Source organism: Lysobacter sp. TAF61, assembly GCF_052113485.1.
Taxonomy (GTDB): domain Bacteria; phylum Pseudomonadota; class Gammaproteobacteria; order Xanthomonadales; family Xanthomonadaceae; genus Lysobacter_J.
Window position 1 is genome coordinate 297342 of sequence record NZ_JBFRDH010000005.1, and the last position, 22495, is coordinate 319836.

At 67.3% G+C, this 22495-nt stretch carries 12 protein-coding genes; 5 read left to right on the forward strand and 7 right to left on the reverse strand.

Annotation, left to right across the window (positions count from 1 at the left end):
* Positions 1–48: 48 nt before the first annotated feature.
* On the reverse strand, positions 49–2976 hold the full coding sequence (locus AB4Y64_RS13465; RefSeq protein ID WP_441816963.1) for a TonB-dependent receptor: 2928 nt from the start codon (positions 2974–2976) through the stop codon (positions 49–51).
* Between the two features lie 523 nt (positions 2977–3499).
* Between AB4Y64_RS13465 and AB4Y64_RS13470 the strand changes: the two genes are divergently transcribed.
* The 5 genes from AB4Y64_RS13470 to AB4Y64_RS13490 are packed head-to-tail and all read left to right on the forward strand — an operon-like array spanning position 3500 to position 11075.
* Complete coding sequence (locus tag AB4Y64_RS13470) at positions 3500–4801, forward strand: MFS transporter (RefSeq protein WP_441816964.1); 1302 nt, start codon at positions 3500–3502, stop codon at positions 4799–4801.
* Between the two features lie 23 nt (positions 4802–4824).
* Positions 4825–5871, forward strand: coding sequence for an endo-1,4-beta-xylanase (locus tag AB4Y64_RS13475; RefSeq protein ID WP_441817019.1), 1047 nt, complete (start codon positions 4825–4827; stop codon positions 5869–5871).
* A gap of 16 nt (positions 5872–5887) precedes the next feature.
* A complete protein-coding gene (gene uxaC / locus AB4Y64_RS13480; RefSeq protein ID WP_441816965.1) occupies positions 5888–7306 on the forward strand; it encodes a glucuronate isomerase in 1419 nt (472 codons plus the stop codon).
* A gap of 35 nt (positions 7307–7341) precedes the next feature.
* Positions 7342–10029, forward strand: a complete 2688-nt coding sequence (galB, locus tag AB4Y64_RS13485; protein ID WP_441817020.1) for a beta-galactosidase GalB — start codon at positions 7342–7344, stop codon at positions 10027–10029.
* Positions 10029–11075 carry an SMP-30/gluconolactonase/LRE family protein gene (locus AB4Y64_RS13490; RefSeq protein WP_441816966.1) on the forward strand — a complete coding sequence of 349 codons (1047 nt, stop codon included), beginning with the start codon at positions 10029–10031 and terminating at the stop codon, positions 11073–11075. The genes galB and AB4Y64_RS13490 overlap by 1 nt, the downstream gene beginning before the upstream one ends.
* A gap of 19 nt (positions 11076–11094) precedes the next feature.
* On the opposite strand, the gene AB4Y64_RS13495 is transcribed toward AB4Y64_RS13490, so the two are convergent.
* The 6 genes from AB4Y64_RS13495 to AB4Y64_RS13520 are packed head-to-tail and all read right to left on the reverse strand — an operon-like array spanning position 11095 to position 22433.
* Positions 11095–12567: a mannitol dehydrogenase family protein gene (locus AB4Y64_RS13495; RefSeq protein WP_441816967.1), complete on the reverse strand. Its 1473-nt coding sequence runs from the start codon at positions 12565–12567 to the stop codon at positions 11095–11097.
* An 8-nt stretch (positions 12568–12575) separates the two neighbouring features.
* Entirely contained in the window at positions 12576–15224 is a 2649-nt protein-coding gene (locus AB4Y64_RS13500) for a glycoside hydrolase family 3 C-terminal domain-containing protein (RefSeq protein ID WP_441817021.1), read from the reverse strand.
* Between the two features lie 29 nt (positions 15225–15253).
* Positions 15254–16918 (reverse strand): glycoside hydrolase family 43 protein, encoded by a 1665-nt coding sequence (locus tag AB4Y64_RS13505; RefSeq protein ID WP_441817022.1) that lies wholly within the window; start codon positions 16916–16918, stop codon positions 15254–15256.
* Between the two features lie 14 nt (positions 16919–16932).
* Positions 16933–18192 carry a D-mannonate dehydratase ManD gene (gene manD, locus AB4Y64_RS13510; protein ID WP_441816968.1) on the reverse strand — a complete coding sequence of 420 codons (1260 nt, stop codon included), beginning with the start codon at positions 18190–18192 and terminating at the stop codon, positions 16933–16935.
* Between the two features lie 20 nt (positions 18193–18212).
* A complete protein-coding gene (locus AB4Y64_RS13515) occupies positions 18213–20243 on the reverse strand; it encodes a sialate O-acetylesterase (protein ID WP_441816969.1) in 2031 nt (676 codons plus the stop codon).
* Between the two features lie 6 nt (positions 20244–20249).
* A complete protein-coding gene (locus AB4Y64_RS13520; RefSeq protein ID WP_441817023.1) occupies positions 20250–22433 on the reverse strand; it encodes an alpha-glucuronidase family glycosyl hydrolase in 2184 nt (727 codons plus the stop codon).
* Between the last annotated feature and the right edge of the window lie 62 nt (positions 22434–22495).

Consider the following 22495-nt stretch of genomic DNA (forward strand, 5'->3'; position numbering starts at 1 on the left):
CGGAGCGGGCCGCGGTTTGCTGCTCAGCTCATTGCACGGTCGAATGCATCAGAAGGTGCCGCGGATACCCACCATGTACGTGGTACCCGGATCGTACATGTCGTTGACCGCGTTGGGATACGCGAAGTAGGAGCGACGCTCCTCGTCGGTGATGTTCTGCACGTTGAAGTAGATCTGCGGCGAGGACGTGATGTTGGTCAGCGTATAGCTGGCCGACAGGTCAAGCTGGCCGCGGTCTTCGCCGTAGAGCTGCGCGAACGGGATGCCCTGCTGGTTCGGACCGGTGCCGACGGCGCCTTCCTGCCAGTTGTACGACAGGCGCACCGAGGCGACGTCGTTCTCCCAGTAGGCGGTGGCGTTCCACAGGCTCGGTGCCACGCCGTAGACGTTGCCGGCCAGTGCCTTGGCGTCCTTGCCGATCGTGCTGATGTCGAGCTTGGAGTAGTTGGCCATGAAGCCCAGGCCCTCGAACACGAAGCTCAGCGGCTGCACCCAGATCACTTCCAGGCCCTGGATCTCCAGTTCGGCATCGGCGTTGACCTGCTGCTGCACGTTGACGGTCGCCACGTTCGGACCGCCACGCGAGTTGATCGCCTGCTGCTGCGAGTCCACCAGCGTGTCGAACGGAATGCCCAGGTCGGTGAACGGGCGCGTGGTCACGCCCTGGTAGGTGTAGCCCTCGATGCGCTTGTTGAACAGGGTCAGGCCGACGAAGCCCTCGGCACCGGTGTACCACTCGCCACCGATGTCGAAGTTGGTGGAGATGTACGGTGTCAGGTCCGGATTGCCCTGCGTGGCCACCTGCGCCGAGATGTCGGTGAAGGTGGTTGCCGGCAGCATCGAGCTGGGGTTCGGGCGGGTCATGGTGCGAGAAGCCGAGGTGCGCAGGACGACATTGTCGGCCACGTCCCACGCCGCGCTGAACGACGGCAGCCATTCGTCGTAATCGCTGGTCAGCGTCTGGTACTGGCGCACGCCGCCGATCGTCACCGGGCCGCTGATGTCCTGGTCTGTGGACGCGTAACGTACGCCGAGGTTGTAGCGCAGGTTGCGGTGCCAGACCTCCGACTCGCCGTTGACCATGACGAAGGCCGCGGTGTTGGCCTCGTCGAAGCCGCCGGTGGGAGCGCCAGTGTTGGCGCCGCTGGCCTCGGCTGCCGTATCGCGGTAGAACGCGTAGTTGGTGTCGGCCATGAAACGGTCGAAGTCAACCGTCACGAAACCGAACGGCCCCGGCGAGATGTAGTTGGGCAGTTCCGAGCTGGGCACCTGCGAGAACGCGTACGGCTGCCAGTTGGTGCCGGTATCGCCGAAGCCGCGGATGGTGCGGGCATTCTCGTCCCATGCCATGCCGAAGGTGACGTTGTTCTTGTCGTCGCCCAACTGCAGGCTGGCATTGAGCCCCTTGGTTTCGGTCACGCGCTTCTCGTTCTGCGCCCACACGCGGCCGCCCGTCCAGGTCCACCCCAGGTTCGGATCATTCAGATCCAGGTCGGTGGTCCAGCTCGGGATGTCGCCGTTGTTGGTGTACTGCAGCGTGGTGAAGGGCGAGTTGAAGAGGATGGTGGGCGAATCGCGACGCATCCAGCTGCGGCTGTAGCTGCCCTGCACGTCCAGCTTGACGTCTTCGTCGAAATAGAACGTGCCGCCCGGCGTGATCTGCCAGTACTCCACTTCCTCGGTGTAGGGACGCGCTTCGAGGAAGAACTGGGCATTGGTGAACGTGGCGCTGGTAACGACGTTGTTGGCATCGAGCTGCATGTCCAACGGGATCATGCCGCCGTTGCGACCGATCAGGTTCATGTCGATGCGGTCGTTGGTGCGCTTTGCCTTGGAGTACAGGACATCCATGTACATCTCGGCGCTTTCGTTCGGACGCCACTGCACGGAGCCCAGGAACGAGTCGCGATCGCGGTCGCCGGACATGTGCACCGGACGGCCCAGGCGCGGGATCAGCGCTTCGCCGATCTGCGCGCTGGTCAGGCCCGGGTTGTGCGACTGCAGCCAGGCCGCGTCGATGGGCTGGGTCGGCGTGAGACCTGCGGCAATCGTCGATGCGTTGTTCGGCACCGCGTCCGGAATGCGCCAGCCATTGCCGCCGCTCATGTTGCAGGCCGAGCCAAGGGCCGGGAAACCTGCGGCAGCGCCGCCGTTTCCGCATTGCGCGTTGGTCAGGTTCGGGTTGGTCCAGCCGACGGTTTCGTAGCCTTCCACGCCGATCGAGCCACGCTGCGAGGTCACGCCGCCGAGCACGCCGAAGGTGTGGTCGTCATTGATCCAGCTGCCGATCACGGTGCCGCGCGGATCGACGTTCTCGCTGTTGGTGTTGTAGCCGGCCTCGAGTGCATAGGTGACCTGCGACTCGGGGTTGTCGAACGGGCGCACGTTGCGCATGTCGACGATACCGGCCGCACCGCCTTCGGTCAGCGCCGCGGTCGGCGACTTGTAGACCTTGAGCTGGTTGAAGAACTCGCTCGGGAACAGGTTCAGGTCGACTTCGCGGTTCTGGTTGGTCGCATCCAGGCCGATCGAGGCGGTGGCGACCGAGACGCCGTTGATGGTCGTCTTGGTGAAACTGGACGGCAAGCCGCGAATGGCGATGTTGAGGCCTTCGCCGTTGACGTCGCGGTTGAGCTGGATGCCCGGGATGCGCGCCAGCGACTCGGCGATGTTCACGTCGGGGAACTTGCCGATGTCCTCGGCGAAGATCGAATCGGTGAAGCCGGTCGAGTCGCGCTTGTCCTGCGTCGAGTACTGCAGGCTCTGGCGGAAACCGGTGGCAACCACGCGGTCGAGTTCCCGGATCTGGTCGGCCGCGCTCGCCGGGGCCGATACCTGTGCGTCAGCTGCACCGGCGGCCGCGGGCGCCGCGGTGGTGGTGGTGGTCGTGGTCTCTTGCGACGCCTGCGCCTGTGTCTCGACCTGCGCCTGCGGCGCCGGTTGAGCCTGCTGGGCGATGGCGGAAGTGCTCGCCATCCCGATCAGCGCCATTCCCAAGGCACGCGACAATGCCGTTCTTGCGAAAACGATTTGCACCGTACTCCCCTCCCGTTTCTGGTGTTCCGGCAGCGCGCGACATTGGCGCGGCCTGCGATTGGCTGTGTGTTTTTGGCTACATCGGTGATGACGCTACAAATCCGTCTGAGGCGGTCCGGGCGGATGGTAGCGCTACCATTTTTGCCTCGCACGCTGCATAGCAACATGAGCCGTTTTGGCGCGGCAGGGCTGGCCGCGTGTTGGGCGGTTCAGTCGCAAGCTGCTGGCACCACGACGATTTTGCTTCTGTGACCGCCGTCGAAAGGCAGTAGCCCGGTCACCGATTCCTGTGCTAATGCTAGCGCTAACACTAAGTGGCGCCTGCGTGGCAAACGCAGGGAAACCGCAGGAAACCCGTGATGAAACGCTTCGACATGCCTGCGCAAAGCTCGCTGCATCGCAACAAATTGCCGTCCGCTGATGGCGCCACCGCGATACCGGCGCAAATGCGGACGGCGGCGGCATGAGCGCGGCTTCGGCAACGGCGACGGAAGCAGCGCCGGCCGGCAAGGTCGGCATGTACCGCTGGCGCATCTGCGCCCTGCTCCTGCTGGCGACCACGATCAACTACATCGATCGCCAGGTACTCGGCGTGCTGGCGCCGTTCCTGCAGGACGAGATCGGCTGGAACGAGATCCAGTACGGCTACATCGTCACCGCTTTCCAGGCGGCCTATGCGATTGGCCTGCTCTGCGCCGGCGCGATCATCGACCGCCTCGGCACGCGCGTGGGATACGCGATCGCGATCAGCATCTGGAGCCTGGCGGCGATGAGCCATTCGCTCGCCGCCAGCGTGATTGGCTTTGCCGCCGCACGCTTCGTGCTCGGCTTCGGCGAGGCCGGCAACTTCCCGGCCGCGATCAAGACCGTGGCCGAGTGGTTCCCGCGCAAGGAACGGGCGCTGGCCACGGGCATCTTCAACTCCGGCTCGAATGTCGGCGCGATCGTGGCGCCGATGATGGTGCCGGTGGTGGCCGCGACGTGGGGTTGGCAGGCAGCGTTTCTGGTGACCGGTGCGCTCAGCGCGGCATGGCTGGTCGCCTGGCTGCTGATCTATCGCACGCCCGAGGAACAACCCGGGCTCAGCGCCGCGGAACTGGCGTACATCCGCAGCGACCCGGCCGAGCCGACGGTGCGCGTGCCGTGGTCGCGCATCCTGCGCCATCGCCAGGCCTGGGCATTCGTCGCGGCGAAGTTCATCACCGACCCGATCTGGTGGTTCTTCCTGTTCTGGCTGCCCAAGTTCCTGCACGCCGAATACGGACTGACGCTGCTTGGCCTGGGCCTGCCGCTGATCGTGATCTTCGTGCTCGCCGACGTCGGCAGCATCGCCGGTGGCTGGCTGGCCGGGCGTTTCATCAAGCGCGGCTGGAGCGTCAATCGCGCGCGCAAGACCGCCATGGGCATCTGCGGCCTGGCCGTGGTGCCGATCGTGTTCGCCGCGCAGGCCGACAACCTCTGGCTCGCGGTCGGCCTGATCGGCCTGGCAACGGCCGGCCACCAGGGCTGGTCGGCGAATGTGTTCACGCTGACCTCGGACATGTTCCCGCGTCGCGCGGTTGCGTCCGTGGTCGGCATTGGCGGCTTCGCCGGCGCGGTCGGCGGGATGATGATCGCCACGTTCACCGGCTTCCTGCTGCAGACCACTGGTAGCTACGTACCGGTGTTCCTGATGGCCGGTTCGGCCTACCTGATCGCGCTGCTGGTCGTGCACCTGCTGGCGCCGCGCCTGGAACCGGCGCAGTTGGATGCAGCGACCGCATGAGTGTCATCACCGGGGAGGGAACGATGAAGGCGTCACCATTGATCAAGCTGGCCCTGGCCGTGCTGGTTGCCACGCCGCTCGCGCTGCACGCGCAAGGCGCGCCACTCGCCGCCGGACAGCAGAAGTTCCTGGGCAGCGTCCACAGCCCGACCCAGCTGCCCGGCTTCGCCGGCTACTGGAACAAGGTCACGCCGGAAAACGCCGGCAAGTGGGGCTCGGTCGAGGCCGTGCGCGACAAGATGGACTGGAGCGGCCTCGATGCGGCCTATCAGTTCGCAAAGCGCCACGGCTTCCCGTTCCAGATGCACGTGATGGTCTGGGGCAACCAGCAGCCGGAGTGGATCGAGAAGCTGCCGCCCGCCGAACAGCGCGAGGAAATCGAGGAATGGTTCGCGGCGGTGGCGCAACGCTACCCGGACCTGGATTACGTCGAGGTGGTCAACGAAGCGCTCAACGATCCGCCGAACAAGGACGACGAGGGCGGCGGCAACTACATCAACGCGCTTGGCGGCAGTGGCGTCAGCGGCTGGGATTGGATCGTCGAGTCCTACCGCATGGCTCGCAGGTACTTCCCGCGCGCCAAGCTGCTGATCAACGACTACAACATCACCAACAAGGACGAGAACACCCGTCGCTACCTCGAGATCATCGCGCTGCTGCGCAAGGACAACCTGCTCGACGGCATTGGCGTGCAGGGCCATGCCTTCGCGACGAAGAGCGATACGCCGATGTCGGTCCATCGCGCCAACCTCGACCGCCTCGCCGCGACCGGCCTGCCCATCTACGTGACCGAGCTCGACATCGACGGCGCAACCGACGCCCAGCAGCTCAAGGACTACCAGCGGATCTTCCCGGTGTTCTGGGAGCATCCCGGGGTCAAGGGCATCACGCTCTGGGGCTATCGCCCGGGCATGTGGCGCAGCAAGGAAAAGGCCTACCTGGTGCGCAAGGACGGCAGCGAGCGGCCGGCCCTGGCCTGGCTGCGAGGCTATGTGCGTGGCGTGACAGGTCCGTCCACCGCGACCGGTACCAATATCGATGCCGATATCGATACCGCCACTGCGAAATGATGAGACAGCAAGCACCATGAACAGCAAATCCCTCGACCTGCATCCGGACCGCCTCTTTCCCGCCGACGCCGGCGCGCGCGCGATCGCTCGGCGGCTGTACCGCGAGGTCGCCCAACTGCCGATCATCAGCCCGCACGGCCACACCGACCCGTCCTGGTTCGCAGGCAACGCAGCGTTCGCCAACGCCACCGACCTGCTGCTGATCCCGGACCACTACGTGTTCCGCATGCTCTACAGCCAGGGCATCGAACTGGAGGCGCTCGGCATCCCGCGTCGCGACGGATCGCGTTCGGCGGTGGACCCGCGTGCGGCGTGGCGGCTGTTCGCCTCCAATTTCCATCTGTTCCGCGGCACGCCGTCGTCGATGTGGCTCAACCATGTCTTCCACGAGGTCTTCGGCCTGCGCGAGCGCCTGGATGCCGGCAGTGCCGACCGCTACTACGACCACATCACCGCGGCGCTGCAGCAACCGGAATTCCGACCGCGTGCATTGTTCGACCGCTTCCGCATCGAGTTGCTGGCAACCACCGAATCCCCGCTCGACCCGCTCGATCACCACGCCGCGATCCGCGCCAGTGGCTGGCCGGGACGCGTGGTTACCGCCTACCGGCCCGATCCAGTGGTCGATCCCGAGCACGAGGAGTTCGCCGTCTCGCTGGAGCGCTTCGGCGAGATCACCGGCGAGAACGTCTACAGCTGGGACGGCTACCTGCGCGCGCACCGCCAGCGCCGCGCCGCGTTCGCCGCCATGGGCGCGACCTCGACCGACCACGGCCATCCGTCCGCCGCGACCGCCGACCTGCCTGCCGATGAAGCACGCCGCCTGTTCGAAAAGGTCTCCCGTGGCGGCGCCAGCGGGGCCGAGGCGGAACTGTTCCGCGCCCAGGTGCTGACCGAGATGGCGGCGATGAGCCTGGACGACGGCCTGGTGATGCAGATCCACCCCGGCTGCTTCCGCAACCACAACGCCCGCCTGTTCGAACGCTTCGGCCGCGACAAGGGCGCCGACATGCCGATGCGCACCGACTACGTCAATGCGCTCAAGCCGCTGCTCGACCGCTTCGGCAACGACGCGCGGTTGCGCGTGATCGTTTTCACCCTCGACGAGAGCACCTACGCGCGCGAACTGGCGCCGCTGGCCGGGCACTACCCGGCACTGTTCCTCGGCCCGGCGTGGTGGTTCCACGACGCGCCCGAAGGCATGTGGCGATTCCGCGAACAGACGCTGAGCAGCGGCGGGTTCTACAACACCGTCGGCTTCAACGACGACACACGTGCGTTCCTGTCGATCCCGGCGCGTCACGACGTTGCCCGACGCGTCGACTGCGCCTTCCTGGCCAAGCTGGTCAGCGAGCACCGCATGGACGAGGACGAGGCGGCGGAGCTGGCGGTCGACCTCGCCTATCGATTGCCGAAGCAGGCCTATAAGCTGTGATCCGCGCGCGGCTCGTGCGCTGCGCGGTGCTGCTGATGCTGGCATTGCCGGCGGTGATCGCGCAGGCGGGGCCCGATGAGGAATCACCGCGTGAGCGGATTCTGATCAACAGCGACTGGCGTTTCCACAAAGGCGATCCGACCGGTTTGTCGACGCGGCTGGATTACGACGCGCGGCCCAGGGTGACCGACAGCCAGGACGGCAAAGCCGCCGATGCCCGTCCCGAGCAGGCCGAGGCGATCGCGACGCGGGCGGATGGTGTACTCAAGGCGTGGATCCTCCCCACCGGCAACGCCTTCATTCGCGATGCCTCGCGCCGGCACGTCCGGCCTGCGGGCGATCCCGGCAGCGATGTCGCCTTCGTGCGCAACGACTTCGACGACCGTGAATGGCAAGCCGTCACGCTGCCGCACGACTGGGCGATCGCCGGACCGTTCCTGCGCGAAGGCCCCTACGGCGGCATGGGCCGCCTGCCGAGTTGGGGCATCGGCTGGTACCGCCGCAAGCTCGACATCCCGGCCAGCGACCGTGGCCGATCGGTCTTCCTCGATATCGACGGGGCGATGTCGTATGCGACGGTCTGGCTCAATGGCCATCTCGTTGGTGGCTGGCCGTACGGCTACAACTCGTGGCGAGTCGACCTGACGCCGTACCTGGTGCCCGGCGGCGACAACCAGCTCGCGATCCGCCTCGACAACCCGCCGGATTCTGCGCGCTGGTACCCCGGCGGCGGCCTCTATCGCAACGTCTGGCTGACCAGAGTCGATCCGGTGCACGTCGCGCACTGGGGAACGCAGGTGACCACGCCGCAGATGTCCGCCGCGAGCGCGACGATCCGTCTCGACGTGTCGATCGACAACGATTCCTCGCGCACGGCCGCGGTCGAGGTGGCCACACGGATTCTCGCGCTCGACGGTGCCGGCAATCCGCTCGGCGACGCCGTCGCCAGCATCGCGCCCGTGACCGCGCGCGTGCCGGCACGGTCCAGCGTGCGGCTCGGCGGCACGACCACCCTCGCCCACCCGCGCCTGTGGGGGCCGCCGCCGACGCAGCAGCCGAACCGTTACGTCGCGATCACCACCGTTTCGCGCGATGGCCGCGTCGTCGATCGCCTGCGCACACCCTTCGGAATCCGCTCGGTCCGCTTCGATACCAACCAGGGTCTCATCGTCAACGGCGAGCGCGTCGTCATCCGCGGTGTCAACAACCACCACGACCTGGGTGCACTCGGCGCGGCGTTCAACACCCGCGCAGCGCAGCGCCAGTTGGAGATCATGCGCGAAATGGGCGCCAACGCCGTGCGCATGAGTCACAACCCGCCGGCGCCGGAACTGCTCGAGCTCGCCGACCGCATGGGCTTCCTCGTCGTCGACGAGATCTTCGATTCCTGGGAGCGCAAGAAGACCCCGCTCGACTTCCACCTGATCTTCAAGGACTGGCAGGAGCCCGACCTGCGCTCGATGCTGCGCCGCGACCGCAACCACCCGTCGATCCTCGCCTGGAGCGTCGGCAACGAGGTCGGCGAGCAGTACACCGGCGACGACGGCGCGGCGATCGCCCGGCGCCTGCACGACATCGTCCGCGAGGAAGATCCGTCCCGCCCGACCACCAATGCCATGAACTGGGCCAAGCCGGACATGCCGCTGCCTGCGGCGTTCGATGTGATCGGCCTGAACTACCAGGGCGAAGGCATCCGCGACACGCCCGAGTTCGAGGGCACCGAGCGCATCCGTACCGCGCCGCAGTATTCGGCGTTCCATGCCCGGTTCCCCGACAAGGCCATCGTCAGCACCGAGACCGCCTCGGCGCTGAGCAGCCGCGGCGTGTACCTGTTCCCGGTGACGAAGGAGACCAGCTCGCCGGTGCGCGACGGCCGTGGCGGCGATTCGAATATCCGCCAGGTCAGCGCGTACGAACTGCACGCGGTGGACTTCGGTTCCAGCCCCGACAAGGTCTTCGCCTCGCTCGACCGCAACGCGTTTGTCGCCGGCGAGTTCGTCTGGACCGGCTTCGACTACCTCGGCGAACCCACGCCCTATTACGACTCGCGCAGCTCCTACTCCGGCATCGTCGACCTCGCCGGTTTCCCGAAGGACCGTTACTACCTCTACCAGTCGCGCTGGCGCCCGGACCTGCCGATGGCGCACCTGTTGCCGCACTGGACCTGGCCGGGACGCGAGGGCCAGGTCACGCCGGTGCACGTGTTCACCTCCGGCGACGAGGCCGAGCTGTTCGTCAATGGCAAGTCGCACGGACGCAGGAAGAAGGGGCCGAACGAGTACCGCCTGCGCTGGGACGACGTCGTCTACCAGCCGGGCGAGCTGCGCGTGCAGGCCTACAAGAACGGCAAGCCATGGGCGCAGTCGAGCGTACGCACGACCGGACCGGCCACGAGGCTGGAACTGCTGCCGGACCGCAGCGAGATACGCAGCGACGGCAGCGACCTGTCGTTCGTGACGGTGCGGGTACTTGATCGCGACGGCCAGCCCGTGCCCAATGCAGCCTCGCGCATCGCTTTCAGCGTGGACGGCCCCGCCGAGATCGTCGCTACCGACAACGGAGATCCGACCGACATGACTGCATTCCCGTCGCACCAGCGCAATGCGTTCAACGGCCTGGCGCTGGTGATCGTGCGCGGCAAACCCGGACAGACTGGCGCCGTCACCGTAAGCGCGCAAGCGCAGCACTTGCAGGGCGCGCAGACCGTGGTGCAGGTGCACTGATGCGCGCACTGGAGAAGCGCGCTGTCACCGCCGCATTTGCCGCCGCACTGCTGGCCACGGCGTGCACGACCGCACCGCCGCCGACTGCTGCTACCTACGCCACGGTCGGGCGGATCGTCGTGTACGACGAGGCGCTGCTGAAGATCGTCGCGCCCGATGCCCGCATCGAGCGCATCGCCCATGGCTTCACCTGGGCCGAAGGCCCGCTGTGGATCCGCGACGGACAGTACCTGCTGTTCAACGACGTGCCCGGCAACACGATGTATCGCTGGTCGACGCGCGATGGCGCATCGGTGTTCCTCAAGCCATCGGGGTACGGCGGCACGGACCTGGACGGACTGCGCGAGGCCGGGGCCAACGGCCTCGAGATCGAACCGCAGGGCACGGTGCTGCTGGCTGACTCGGGTTCGCGCCTGATCGCCCGCCTGGACCCGTCGACGATGCGCAAGACCACGCTCGCCGCGAGCTACCGCAACAAGCGCTTCAACAGTCCGAACGACGTCGTCCGCCACAGCAACGGCGCGGTGTACTTCACCGACCCGCCCTATGGGCTCAAAGGCATCAACGAATCACCGCTGAAGGAGCAGCCGGTCAATGGCGTCTACCGGATCGACCGCGACGGCTCGGTGCACCTGATCGACGGCAGCCTGCGCTTTCCCAATGGCGTTGCGCTCTCGCCCGACGAGCGCACCCTGTACGTGGCCAACTCGGACGAGGAACATCCGGTGTGGGTGGCCTACCGGCTCGATGCGCATGGCGACGTGGAAGACAAGCGCGTGCTGGGCGACGCATCGGACCTGATCGCCGCCGGCGCCGACGGCGCACCGGATGGTTTGTGCGTGTCGGACGATGGCCACCTCTTCGCCAGCGCGCCCGGCGGCCTGCTGGTAATGGACGCCAATGGCACGCGCCTGGGCTTGATCGACACTGGCGCACGCGTGTCGAACTGCACCTTCGGCGACGACGGCCACACGGTGTATATGACCTCGCACCATTCCGTGGTCAGGGTGCGGGTTGCGGCGACGGGGTTTGGGTTCGGGCGGTAGTCCCTGAGGCCCCCAGGAATCAGGCGCCCAGCGCGCGCCAGACTGCGGCAGGCGTTCCGTCTCCCAGCCGGGCGTAAGCCTCGTGCATGGCATCGACGAAGCGCGTGTCGCCCGACAGCGGCGCGAAGATCGCCTCCAGCGCAAGGAAGCGGGCGACATCGCCATGTGCATCGCCGGTGGTATCGCGAGCCACCCCGGACAGCACCTGCGCCATCGGATCCACCAGCGCCACGCCGTTGCGCGCCTGCCGCCGCACGAACTGCATCCATGCCGCCACCGGCAGGCACAGCAGGTCGATCGGGCGACCTGCGGCGAGCGCATCGCTGATGGTGCCGAGCAGTCGCACCGGCAACTTCTGCGAGCCGTCCCACGCGATCTGCAGCAGGCGGTGCTGGATGGCCGGATTGCGGAACCGCGCCACGATCGCCTCGACATAGGCACCGGCGTTGAATCCGGCGGGCGCCTGCACGTTCGGCACGATGCCGTCATGCATCAGCCGCTCGATGTATCCGGCGAGTACCGGAGTGGCCATGGCCTGCGCCACGGTCTCGATTTCCATCAACGAGCCCAGGTACGCCAACGCCGAATGCGGCGCGTTGAGCAGGCGCAGCTTGGCCTTGTCGTAGCCGGCGATCTCGTTGCTCACCGTCACGCCCACCCGTTCGAAGGCGGGACGGCCATTGCAGAAGGTGTCTTCGACCACCCATTGCGAGTAGACCTCGCGTTGCACCGGCCAGGCATCGTCACAGCCCAGACCGGCGGCAACGCGCTCGCGCAATGCATCGTCGGTCGCGGGCGTGATGCTGTCGACCATGGAGCACGGAAAGGCCACTTCCGACTCGATCCAGCGCGCGAGGGCGGGATCGATCTGCGCGGCGAACTGCACGACCGCGCGGCCCAGCTTGCCACCGTTGTCGGGCAGGTTGTCGCAGCTGAGCACCGTGAATGGCGCCAGCCGCAACCGCCGTCGCGCGGCCAGTCCGGCCACGATGTAGCCGATGGCCCCGTTCGGCGCATCCGGGCTGGCGATGTCGTGGACGATCTCTGGATGGGTCAGATCGAGGTCGGCGCCCGAAGGGCCAGCGCCGGTCAGGCAGTAGCCCTTCTCGGTGATCGTGAGGGTGACGATGCGCACCAGCGGGTCGGCGAGGCGTGCGAGCACCTGCGCGCCCTGTTCGGGTGCGAACAGCAGCTCGCGAATCGAACCGATCACGCGCAGCGAGGGTTTCTCGCCGAGCAGCGCCAGCGTGTACAGGCCGTCCTGCGGCTGCAGGGCATCGCGAACGTCACGGCTGTGCAGGCTCACACCGCAGATCGCCCAGTCCGGTTCCTTGGCCAGCACGTCGTCCAGGTAGACCGCCTGGTGTGCACGATGGAATGCGCCCGCGCCGATGTGGACGATGCCGATGCGCGTTCCGGCGCGGTCGTAGGCAGGACGGACGACCGCGGCCGGCAAGCTGGCGAGGGCGGCCTGATTCAAGCGGTGCGACATCGGCTCCTTCACTTTGTGACCGTCAGCTTCTTCGTCGCGCGGATGTCTTCGCTCGACGCGCCGACCTGCACTTCATAAGCACCTGGCTCGACCGCGTAGGCCTTGCGGGAAACATCGTAGTAGCGCAGATCGGCGGACGGCGTAATGGTGAACGTCAGCGTCCGCTCCTCGCCCGGCTGCAGCGTCACGCGCTGGAACCCGCGCAGGTCCTTGCGCGCGTGCGGCAACTTCGAATCGAGCGCTCGCAGATACAACTGCACGACCTCGTCGCCGGCACGCTTGCCGCTGTTGCGGACCTTCACCGTGGCTGTCACCTGCTGCTGCGCGCCCGCCCTGGCACGGTCGAGTCGCAGGTCGGAGTAGGCAAACGTCGTGTACGACAGGCCATGCCCGAACGGATACAGCGGCTCACCCGCGAAGTAGCGGTAGGTACGTCCCTGCATCGCGTAGTCGTCAAATGCCGGCAACTTCTCGTCGGCCTTGTAGAACGTCACCGGCAGGCGGCCGGCCGGGTTGGCGTCGCCGAACAGCACGTCCGCGACTGCGTTGCCGCCGCGCTGGCCCGGGTACCAGGCCATCACGATCGCCGGCAGGTTCTGCCTGGCCCAGTCCACCGCCAATGCCGAACCCGCAGTGAGCACCATCACCACCGGCTTGCCGGTCGCATGCAACGCCTCCAGCAGCTTGCGCTGCGTGGCCGGCAAGCGCATGTCGGTGCGGTCGCCACCGGCGAAGCCCGGGTAGCTGACCGTCATCTCCTCGCCTTCGACGTCGCCGGTAAGGCCGCCGACGAAGATCACCACGTCGGAGTCGCGCGCGGCCTGCACCGCTTCCTCGAACGGCGGCTTCGCACCGGGCATGCGCCACGCCAGGCGCACGCCGGCGTCGCGCTCGCCGTCGTAGTACTCGAGCTTGAGGTCGTAGCTGCGACCGGCCTGCAGCGTCACGCTGGCGCTGTCGGCGCGCAGGCGATCGCTGTCCTTCCACTGGTCCAGGACCAGCTTGCCATCGAGGTAGAGGCGGAAGCCGTCGTTTGCCGCGGCTTCCAGCCGGTAGGTGCCTGACACCGGCGGCATCAGCTGGCCGCTCCAGCGGATGCTGAAGTTGTCCGAGGGCACCGACTGGCCGCCGTGTGCTTCGCCGCGGGCCATCAGGTTGTCGGTCGGCGAGCCGCGGTCCCAGCGGAAGCCGATCTGCGAATCGACGCGCACCAGCGCCGGCTTGCCGGACAGGTCCTTGCTGCGGAAGTACTCGCCGCGCAGGCCGCGCTCGCTCGATCCTTTTTCCGGGCGCAGGTACTGCGGTTCGATCAACGGCGTTGCCGCCGGGTCGTCGCGGCCTTCGACCAGGTCGACACCGCGCGCATGCACGACCTGCGCGTTCGGCACCGCCTCGCGGATGCCCTGCAGGATCGTCACCGGTGCCGCCGGCGTGCCGTAGTAGTTGCCCAGCAGCGCCATGGTGTCGTCGGCCGTGGGGCCGACAACGGCAATTCGCTTGAGATCGCGCGACAGCGGCAGCACGCCGTCGTTCTTCAGCAGCACGATCGACTCCTGTGCCACCTTGCGCGACAGCGCGTCGTGCGCGGGCGACTGGTTCACCGAATACGCGATGCCGGCCCAGCGGACCTTTTCCGGCGGATCGAACATGCCCAGGCGCATCCGCGCCGTGAACAGCATCGTCAGCGCATGGTCGATCTCGGCCTCGCTGATCAGGCCCTTCTTTACCGCGACCGGCAGCGACGGCATGTAGGTGTCGCCGCAGTCGAGCTGCGTGCCGTTCTTCACCGCGAGCGCGGCGGCCTCTTCCGGCGTGGCGACGATCTTGTGGTGCTTCCAGATATCGACGATGGCCCAGCAGTCGGACACGACGTAACCCTTGAAGCCCCACTGCCCGCGCAGCGTGTCCTGCAGCAGGAACTTGCTGGCGCTGGCGGACTCGCCGTAGACGCGGTTGTAGGCGCCCATCACCGCATCGACCTGGCCTTCCTTCACCAGTGCCTCGAAGGCCGGGAGGTAGGTCTCGTAGAGATCGCGCTCGCTGGGGCGGGCATCGAACGTATGGCGATCGGCCTCCGGCCCGCTGTGCACGGCGAAGTGCTTGGCGGTGGCGTCGAGCTTGCGGTACTTCGGGTCGTCGCCCTGCAGGCCCTTCACGAATGCCACGCCCATGCGCGAGGTGAGGTAGGGGTCTTCGCCGTAGGTTTCCTGTCCCCGGCCCCAGCGCGGGTCGCGGAAGATGTTGATGTTGGGCGACCAGAAGGTCAGGCCCTGGTAGCGGCCGTGCTGGCCCTGGCGCACGAACTCGTGGTGCTTGGCGCGCGCCTCGTCGCTGATGGCGCTGGAGACCTCGCCCATCAGCGGCACATCGAAGGTCGCCGCCATGCCGATCGCTTGCGGAAACACCGTTGCCGCGCCTGCGCGCGCGACGCCGTGCAGCGCCTCGTTCCACCAGTCGTAGGCCGGGACTCCCAGGCGGTCGATGGCCGGCGCCGCGTTCTGCATCTGCGCGGCCTTCTCGTCGAGGGTCATGTGCGAGACCAGATCGGCGGCGCGCTCCTCGAAGCTGCGATCGAGGTCGAGGTAGGCCGGGGATGCGGCGGCCGGTGGCGCGCCAAGCGCCTGCGCGCTGGTGACGAACAATGCCAGTGCCGTCATCACGGCCAGGGGGCGACTACGCAGGTTGTTCATTGGTCCGTCTCCGTGCGCGCATAGGGCCCCACCACCGCGCCGACGAATCCGCCGGCGACATCGGTGCTGAGGATGGTTCCGTCGTCATCGCGCCGCAGCCACTGCCAGCCCTTGCCGTCGGCATCGAAGCCGAACGAGTAGGCGCCAGCGTCAGCGGTGATCTTCAGTTTCAGGGTCTTCGCATCGGCAATGCTGGCCGTGGCGAGGGTGCTGGCCTCGCCGGCGCTGCTGCGCTGCAGGAACACCTGCAAACCGGCGCCACGGCGACGCACCCCAAGGAAGTACCAGTAGCGCTCGTTCTGGAATGCGGCGATGCCTGCCTCGGTCCCCGCCTCCGTCGGCACAGTCAGCGAGGTGCTTGCCTCGAAGGCCAGATGCTGCTGCCTGCGCGCAAGGAACGAGGGATTTCGCAGCGTGTCCAGGCCTTCCGCCAGCGGATGGATCGCCAGCTTCCCGCGCTGCGCCGTGAGATCGGCCCACGGCTGCTTCGGCACGCGCAGCTGCATCCACGCGCGGTCGAGCGCCGGCTTGTCGAACTCGTCGCGCCAGGTGAAGTTGCCGGTCATCGGCGCCTGCGTGGCCTTGCGATCGATGAAGGCAGGACCGGCCAGCACCTGCGGTATCGCGCGACCGTGTTCCAGGATCGTCGGCCAGCCGTCTTTCCACGTCACCGGCAGCAGATAGGTCTCGCGGCCGGTGTTGTAGTGCACGCCACCGTAGTTGCGGCTGGCGAGGAAGATCGCCCACCAGCTGCCATCGAGGCCTTCGACCAGGTCGGCGTGGCCGGCATTGGTGATCGGGTTCGCACGGCCGGGATCGAGATCGCGCTGGGTCAGGATCGGGTTGTGCTCGTACGGCGCGTATGGCCCCCACACCCAACGGCTGCGCAGCACCACCTGCGAATGATCCGGCCCGGTGCCGCCCTCGGCGCAGACCAGGTAGTACCAGCCTTCGCGCTGGTACACATGCGGGCCTTCGATCCAGATCGGGTTCTTCGACGGGTCCACGCCGCCATCGATCAGCACCTTGCGCGGACCGACCGGCTTGCGTTGCGCCAGATCGAACTGCTGCATCCAGATCGCGCGATGGCCGTCGTAGCGCGGCTTGCCCTCCGGCTCACCGTTGTTGAGCAGGTAGGCCTTGCCGTCGCGATCGAAGAACAGCGACGGATCGATGCCGTCGATGTCCTTCAGCCAGACCGGATCCGACCACGGCCCGGCCGGGTTCTTCGCGGTCACCAGGAAATTGCCGCCGTTGTCGACCGCGGTGTTGACCACGTAGAAGGTGCCGTCGCGGTACGAGATCGTCGGCGCGAACACGCCACGCGACATGCCCAGACCATCGAAGTCCAGCTGCGACGGCCGCTCGATGGCGTTGCCCACCTGCTGCCAGTGCACCAGGTCGCGGCTCTCGAACACCGGGATGCCCGGGAAGTAGGCGAAGCTCGAGTTGACCAGGTAAAAGCGGTCGCCCGCGCGCACCACGGCCGGATCAGGGTGGAACCCGGCGAGCACCGGATTGCGATAGCTGCCCGCCGGCAGCGGCTGCTCGAACGTGGCGTCGTGGCCGCTGTACTGGAACCAGTCGAACAGCACCGGTTCGCGCGCATGCAGGGGTGCCGCCGACAGCGCCAGCAGCAGCGGGCACAGCAATGAGAGCATCCCTCGCATGGCCATCACCAGTCCCACATCGAGCCGTCTTCCAGACGCGCGATCGGCAGTTGCTTGGGCTGGTACGGATAGCGCGCGGCCAGCTTCTCGTCGATGGTGACGCCGTGGCCCGGCGTGTCGCCGACGTGCAGGCGACCGTCCCGGAACACGTAGTCGTGCGGGAAGACCTCATTGGCTTCGTCGGAGTGGAACATGTACTCCTGGATGCCGAAATTGGGGACCCAGGTATCGAAATGCAGGGCCGCGCCCATGCACACCGGCGACAGGTCGGTGGCGCCATGGAACCCCGTGCGCACCTGGTGCAGCCCGGCGAAGTCGGCCAGGCGGCGGATATGGGTGATGCCGCCGCCATGCACGATCGTGGTGCGGATGTAGTCGATCAGCTGGTTCTCGATCAGGTGCTTGCAGTCCCAGATCGAGTTGAACACTTCGCCCACCGCCAGCGGCGTGACCGAGTGCTGGCGGATCAGCTCGAACGACTTCTGGTTCTCGGCAGGCGTGGCGTCCTCGAGCCAGAACAGCCGGTACGGCTCGACATCGCGGGCCAGGCGCGCGGCCTCGATCGGGCTGAGGCGGTGGTGCACGTCGTGCAGCAGTTCGACATCGTTGCCGTGGTCGGCGCGCAGGCGCTCGAACAGCTTCGGCACCACTTCCAGGTACTTCGGCGTCGACCACACCGTCTCGGCGGGCAGTTCGCTTTCGGCTGGCTCGTAGGGCTTGCCGGCGGTGGAGATGCCGTAGGCCTTCTTCACGCCCGGCACGCCGCATTGCGCGCGCACGGCGAGGAAACCTTTCTCGCGGTACTTGCCGACTTCCTCGCTGGCCTCGCTGATGTCGCGGCCGTTGGCGTGGGCATAGACCAGGGCGCCTTCGCGCGAGCGGCCGCCGAGCAGCTGGTACAGCGGAAGCCCGGCCATCTTGCCGAGGATGTCCCACAACGCGACGTCGACGGCCGCTATCGCGGTCATCGTCACCGGGCCGCGGCGCCAGTAGGCGCCACGGTAGAAGAACTGCCAGATGTCCTCGATGCGGCCGGCGTCGCGGCCGATCAGGTTCGGCACCAGGTGGTCCTGCAGGTAGGACACCACCGCCAGCTCGCGGCCATTGAGCGTCGCATCGCCCAGGCCGACGACGCCGGAGCGGGTTTCGATGCGCAGGGTGACGAAGTTGCGTCCCGGGCAGGTGACGATGACGCGCGCGTCGACGATCTCGCGGTCACGCGAGGAGCCGTGCGTGCTGGTTTCGGTTGGGGGGTTCGTGCTCATCATCGACTCGGTGGATGCATTTACTGGATGGGGGTCTCGAACGGGCCGGCCGGCAGGCTGGCGCCATCGAAGAGGGTGCAGACCGGGCCATCGGCCCAGCAGTAGCGCACGCGCGTGACATTCGCGATCGCGGGCGCTCTGAGCGTGACGTTGTTGCCGCTGATGCGCGCATCGGCGTAGTGGCAGCTGTCCTGCGTGGCGCCGCACAGCTCGAAGCCGATCGGGCCATCGGCGCCAAAGGCGACCAGGCCATCGGTGACGTCGGCGAACGTGACAGCGACCGCGTCGCCCTCGCGCCTGGCCGACGCCGGAACCGGGCCCGACGGCGGCTGCTTGTCGCCATAGACCACATGCCGCGCAGCGCGTGCGAGCCGGCGCGCCAGCTCCTGCTTGTTGGCGGGATGGATGTCGTAGTGGTCGCCGATGTCGATCGCCACCGCCAAACCGCTGTGCGCGTCCTCGTTGGCGACGATGCGCTGCGCTTCGCGGAGTCCGGCCCAACCACTTTCCGCCGGTTGCGTCTTCGGCATGCCGTAACCAGCCAGCTGGACGATCAGCGCCGGCAGGTTGGCGCCGAAGCGCGTGCGCCAGTCGTTGCGCCACATCCGCAGCAGGTCGGCGTAACGGTCGGCCTCGAAGGTGTTGGACTCGCCCTGGTACCAGAGCATGCCGCGGAAACCGTACTTGCCGATCGGCGCGATCATGCCGTTGTAGAGCGTCGACAGGCCCGAGGCGGTCTGCCACGGCGCGCGCGGCGGCGAGTCGGTGCCCGGGGCCGTGCGGTACTTCCATGCGCTGTCGAGCGGCACGGTCGTGCCGTCCTTCAGGCGCAATGCGTACGCAGAAGCTGGACCGCTCATGCCACCGGCGCGGTAGGTGTCGAGGACGTTGATGGCCACCGAGTTCTCGCCGGCATGCAGCAATCCTGCCGGCAACACGTACTCGCGTCCGGACCCGGGCCCGTAGGTGCTGCCGACGCCGCGGCCGTTGACCCAGGTGGTGTCGACTTCGTCGATGGCCCCCAGCAGCAGCACCGCATCCTGCGCGGCCTGCGCCGCGGTGAGGTTCACCGACGTACGGAACCAGACCATGCCGTCATAGGCGGCGAGGTCCTTCACGCCCCACTCCTCCCACGGGCCCAGCGCCGGCGGTGCGTTGCGCCAGCCGGTGGTCGCGGAGTATTTGTCTGCCCACGGCTCGTCCCCGGCCTGTACGTCCTTGCGACCGCGCCACCACTTGCCCCATACCTCGCCCCACTTCGCGACCGCGTCGACCGGGTCGTTGGCGTAGGTCGCCAGCACGTCGAGCTCGTCGTTGTACTGGCCCGACGCACGCAATGCCCCGGCGCTGGTCCAGGCCTGGATGCGCGATCCGCCCCATGCCGCCGTTACCAGGCCCATCGGCACCTTGACGGTCTTCTGCAGCTCGCGGGCGTAATAGAAGCAGGCGGCGGAGAAATCGGGAACGGTGGCCGGCGCGGCCTTGAGCCACTTCACCGGCGTGGCGAAATGCTCCAGCTCAGTGACGCTGCCGGTCTCGCCGACGGTGAGCATGCGGATGCTGTCGTTGCCGGAGCCCTCGATCTCGGCGCGCGAGTCCAGCGTCCGGTGCACCTGCAGCACCATGTTCGACTGGCCCGAGCACAGCCAGACTTCGCCGACCATCACATCGTTGACGGTCTGCTTCGCGCCGCCCTGGGCGCTGGCGTTGAGCGTGTACGGTCCGCCGGCTGCCATCGGCGGCAACGTGGCCACCCAGCGGCCGTTTTCATCGGCACGGGCGCTGGCTTTCCTGCGCGCCAGCGTCACCTGCACGGCCTGCCCCGGCTGCGCCTGTCCCCACACCCGGATCGGCGCATTGCGTTGCAGGACGGCATGGGCCTGAAACATCTCGTGCAGCAGCGGCGTGGCGACGGGTGCCGATGTGGTGGCGCCGGGCCGGTCCTGGAGCGGTTCGTGCGCGTTGGCGCTTTGCGCCGCGCACGTTGCCGAGGCGGCGCACAGGGCGACTGCAAGCAGGGTCGAACGAATCGATGACGTTGGCGTCTTCATGCAGGCTCAGTGACCCGGTGCAAAAGGAAAGGAAAGCGCTTCGTAGTACTCCAGGGAATGCGCAGGCGGGGCCTGGCCCTGCGGCAACGGGCGCTGCGAGAACGTCTGGAAGTAGGCGATGCTGGCGTCGCGCCACCACTGCGCTTCCTTCTCCTGGATCGACAGGAACGTGGCGACCTGGGCATGGCGCTCGGGATCGATGCGGCCGTCCAGCCGCTGCCAGGTCTGTCCCATCTGCCTGACGGTGTCGACGCCGTGCGAGTAGCGATACACCAGCTCGTCCCACAGCGGTCGCCCGGACTGCATGCGGTAGTCCCACGGCACGTGGTGGAACCACAGCAGGTATTTCTCCGGCACGCGCTTGAGATCGCCGAACTCGCGCGCCACCGGCGGCGCGTACTGGGCAACGGCGTTGCTGCCGCTGGCGCTGCGGTCGAAGCCAATGCCGTCCTGGTTGGCGCGGTGGTAGTAGACCGAGGTCCAGTCGGCGCGCGGACCACCGGACACCCAGGGACCGGGGCCGTAGTGATGGCCATTGCCCATCAGGTGATGCAGGCCGAGCGGCGTCATGTAATCCACGACCGCCTCGCGCGAGCCCATCATCATCTCGGCGATCGGCTTCACCACGTCGTCGTCATTGGAGAAGGTCATCCGCGCCCATTCCTCGGCGATGGGCTTGGCATTGAGCGTCGGATCCCAGGCCATGCGTCCGAACACGTACCAGTTGGCCTGGTCGAACTGCGACCCGCTCCAGTTGCGGTCCGAGCCGATGTTGGCCACGCCGGCCATGCCGGTGAGCTTGTAGCCGTGCAGGGAGCCGTCGACCACCTTCGCCACGGTCGAACCCTTGCCACGGCGCTGCGTGTCGGCGTCCAGCGTCTCCTGGTACATCGGTCCGAGGTAGGCCAGGTGGGTGGCGAAGCCCAGGTACTCCTTGGTGATCTGGAACTCCATCATCAGCGGCGTCTTCGGCATCGCGCCGAACAGCGGATGGAACGGCTCGCGCGGCTGGAAATCGATGGCGCCGTTCTTGACCTGGACGATGACGTTGTCGCGGAACCTGCCATCGAGCGGAACGAACTCGCTGTAGGCCTGCTTGGCGCGGTCGTCGGGCTCCTCGTGCGAATAGACGAACGCGCGCCACATCACCACGCCGCCGTGCGGCTTGACCGCGTCGGCAAGCATGTTGGCGCCGTCGGCGTGGGTGCGGCCGTAATCCTGCGGGCCGGGCTGGCCTTCGGAATTGGCCTTGACCAGGAACCCGCCGAAGTCGGGGATGTAGCGGTATATCTCGTCGGCCTTGTCGCGCCACCAGCGCTGCACCTGCGGATCCAGGGGATCGGCTGTCTTCAGTCCGCCGATCTCGATCGGCGCGCTGAAGCGCGCACTCAGGTAGACGCGGATGCCGTACGGCCGGAACACGCCGGCCAGCGCCGCCGCCTTCTCCAGGTACATCGGCGTCAGGCTGAGCGCGTTGGCGTTGACGTTGTTGAGCACGGTGCCGTTGATGCCAATCGAGGCGTTGGCGCGGGCGTAATCGGTGTAGCGCGGGTCGAGGTAATCGGGCAGCTTGTGCCAGTCCCAGATCGATTCGCCGGCGTAACCACGCTCGACATGGCGATCGAGGTTGTCCCAGTGATTGAGCACGCGCAGTTGCACGTGCGGCGCCTGGCGCAGGTCCAGCGCCGCCAGCGGCTGGCCGGTCTGGATCAGGCGCAGGAAATGGAACGTGCCGTAGAGCGCTCCCACGTCTTCATTGGCGGCGATCACGGTGGCGCGGTGGCCATCAACGTCGACGCTGCGGATCAGGTACCCCTCGCGGCCAAGTCCCTGCAGCTTCAAGCGCATGGCGGCAATCAGTGGCGACGATGCCGGCGTACCCACGATTACCACTCCGTCCGCGCTCGCCGCGTCGGACGCTGCCGGGGCGCTGCCCAGCAGGCCGGCGAGACCGCGCAGCAGTTCGGCACGGGCCACCGATCGGGTCGGCGTATCGCCGGCCATCACCAGTTGCGCGACCTGCGGGCGATAGACCGCGGCCTGCTCCGGCGCCAGCGCGACGTAGCGCAGCCACAGGTCGTAGCCATCCTCGGCGTGCACGGCAGGTGCTGCCGAAAGCGCGGCAACCATGGCAACCATGGCAACCATGGCGACAGCGGCCAGGCCGAGGCGGCGACCGGCCCGGCGCAGCAACGCCTGCGCTCCCGGCTTCGGGAGTACGCTGTCGCTGCGTTGGACGGTTGTGGGTACCA

What these genes read in the sequence shown, in the direction of transcription:
- AB4Y64_RS13465 (WP_441816963.1), bottom strand. Translation starts at nt 2,976, where the DNA reads ATGGCGAGCACTTCCGCCATCGCCCAGCAGGCTCAACCGGCGCCGCAG.
- AB4Y64_RS13470 (WP_441816964.1), top strand. Translation starts at nt 3,500, where the DNA reads ATGAGCGCGGCTTCGGCAACGGCGACGGAAGCAGCGCCGGCCGGCAAG.
- AB4Y64_RS13475 (WP_441817019.1), top strand. Translation starts at nt 4,825, where the DNA reads ATGAAGGCGTCACCATTGATCAAGCTGGCCCTGGCCGTGCTGGTTGCC.
- uxaC (WP_441816965.1), top strand. Translation starts at nt 5,888, where the DNA reads ATGAACAGCAAATCCCTCGACCTGCATCCGGACCGCCTCTTTCCCGCC.
- galB (WP_441817020.1), top strand. Translation starts at nt 7,342, where the DNA reads ATGCTGGCATTGCCGGCGGTGATCGCGCAGGCGGGGCCCGATGAGGAA.
- AB4Y64_RS13490 (WP_441816966.1), top strand. Translation starts at nt 10,029, where the DNA reads ATGCGCGCACTGGAGAAGCGCGCTGTCACCGCCGCATTTGCCGCCGCA.
- AB4Y64_RS13495 (WP_441816967.1), bottom strand. Translation starts at nt 12,567, where the DNA reads ATGTCGCACCGCTTGAATCAGGCCGCCCTCGCCAGCTTGCCGGCCGCG.
- AB4Y64_RS13500 (WP_441817021.1), bottom strand. Translation starts at nt 15,224, where the DNA reads ATGACGGCACTGGCATTGTTCGTCACCAGCGCGCAGGCGCTTGGCGCG.
- AB4Y64_RS13505 (WP_441817022.1), bottom strand. Translation starts at nt 16,918, where the DNA reads ATGCTCTCATTGCTGTGCCCGCTGCTGCTGGCGCTGTCGGCGGCACCC.
- manD (WP_441816968.1), bottom strand. Translation starts at nt 18,192, where the DNA reads ATGAGCACGAACCCCCCAACCGAAACCAGCACGCACGGCTCCTCGCGT.
- AB4Y64_RS13515 (WP_441816969.1), bottom strand. Translation starts at nt 20,243, where the DNA reads ATGAAGACGCCAACGTCATCGATTCGTTCGACCCTGCTTGCAGTCGCC.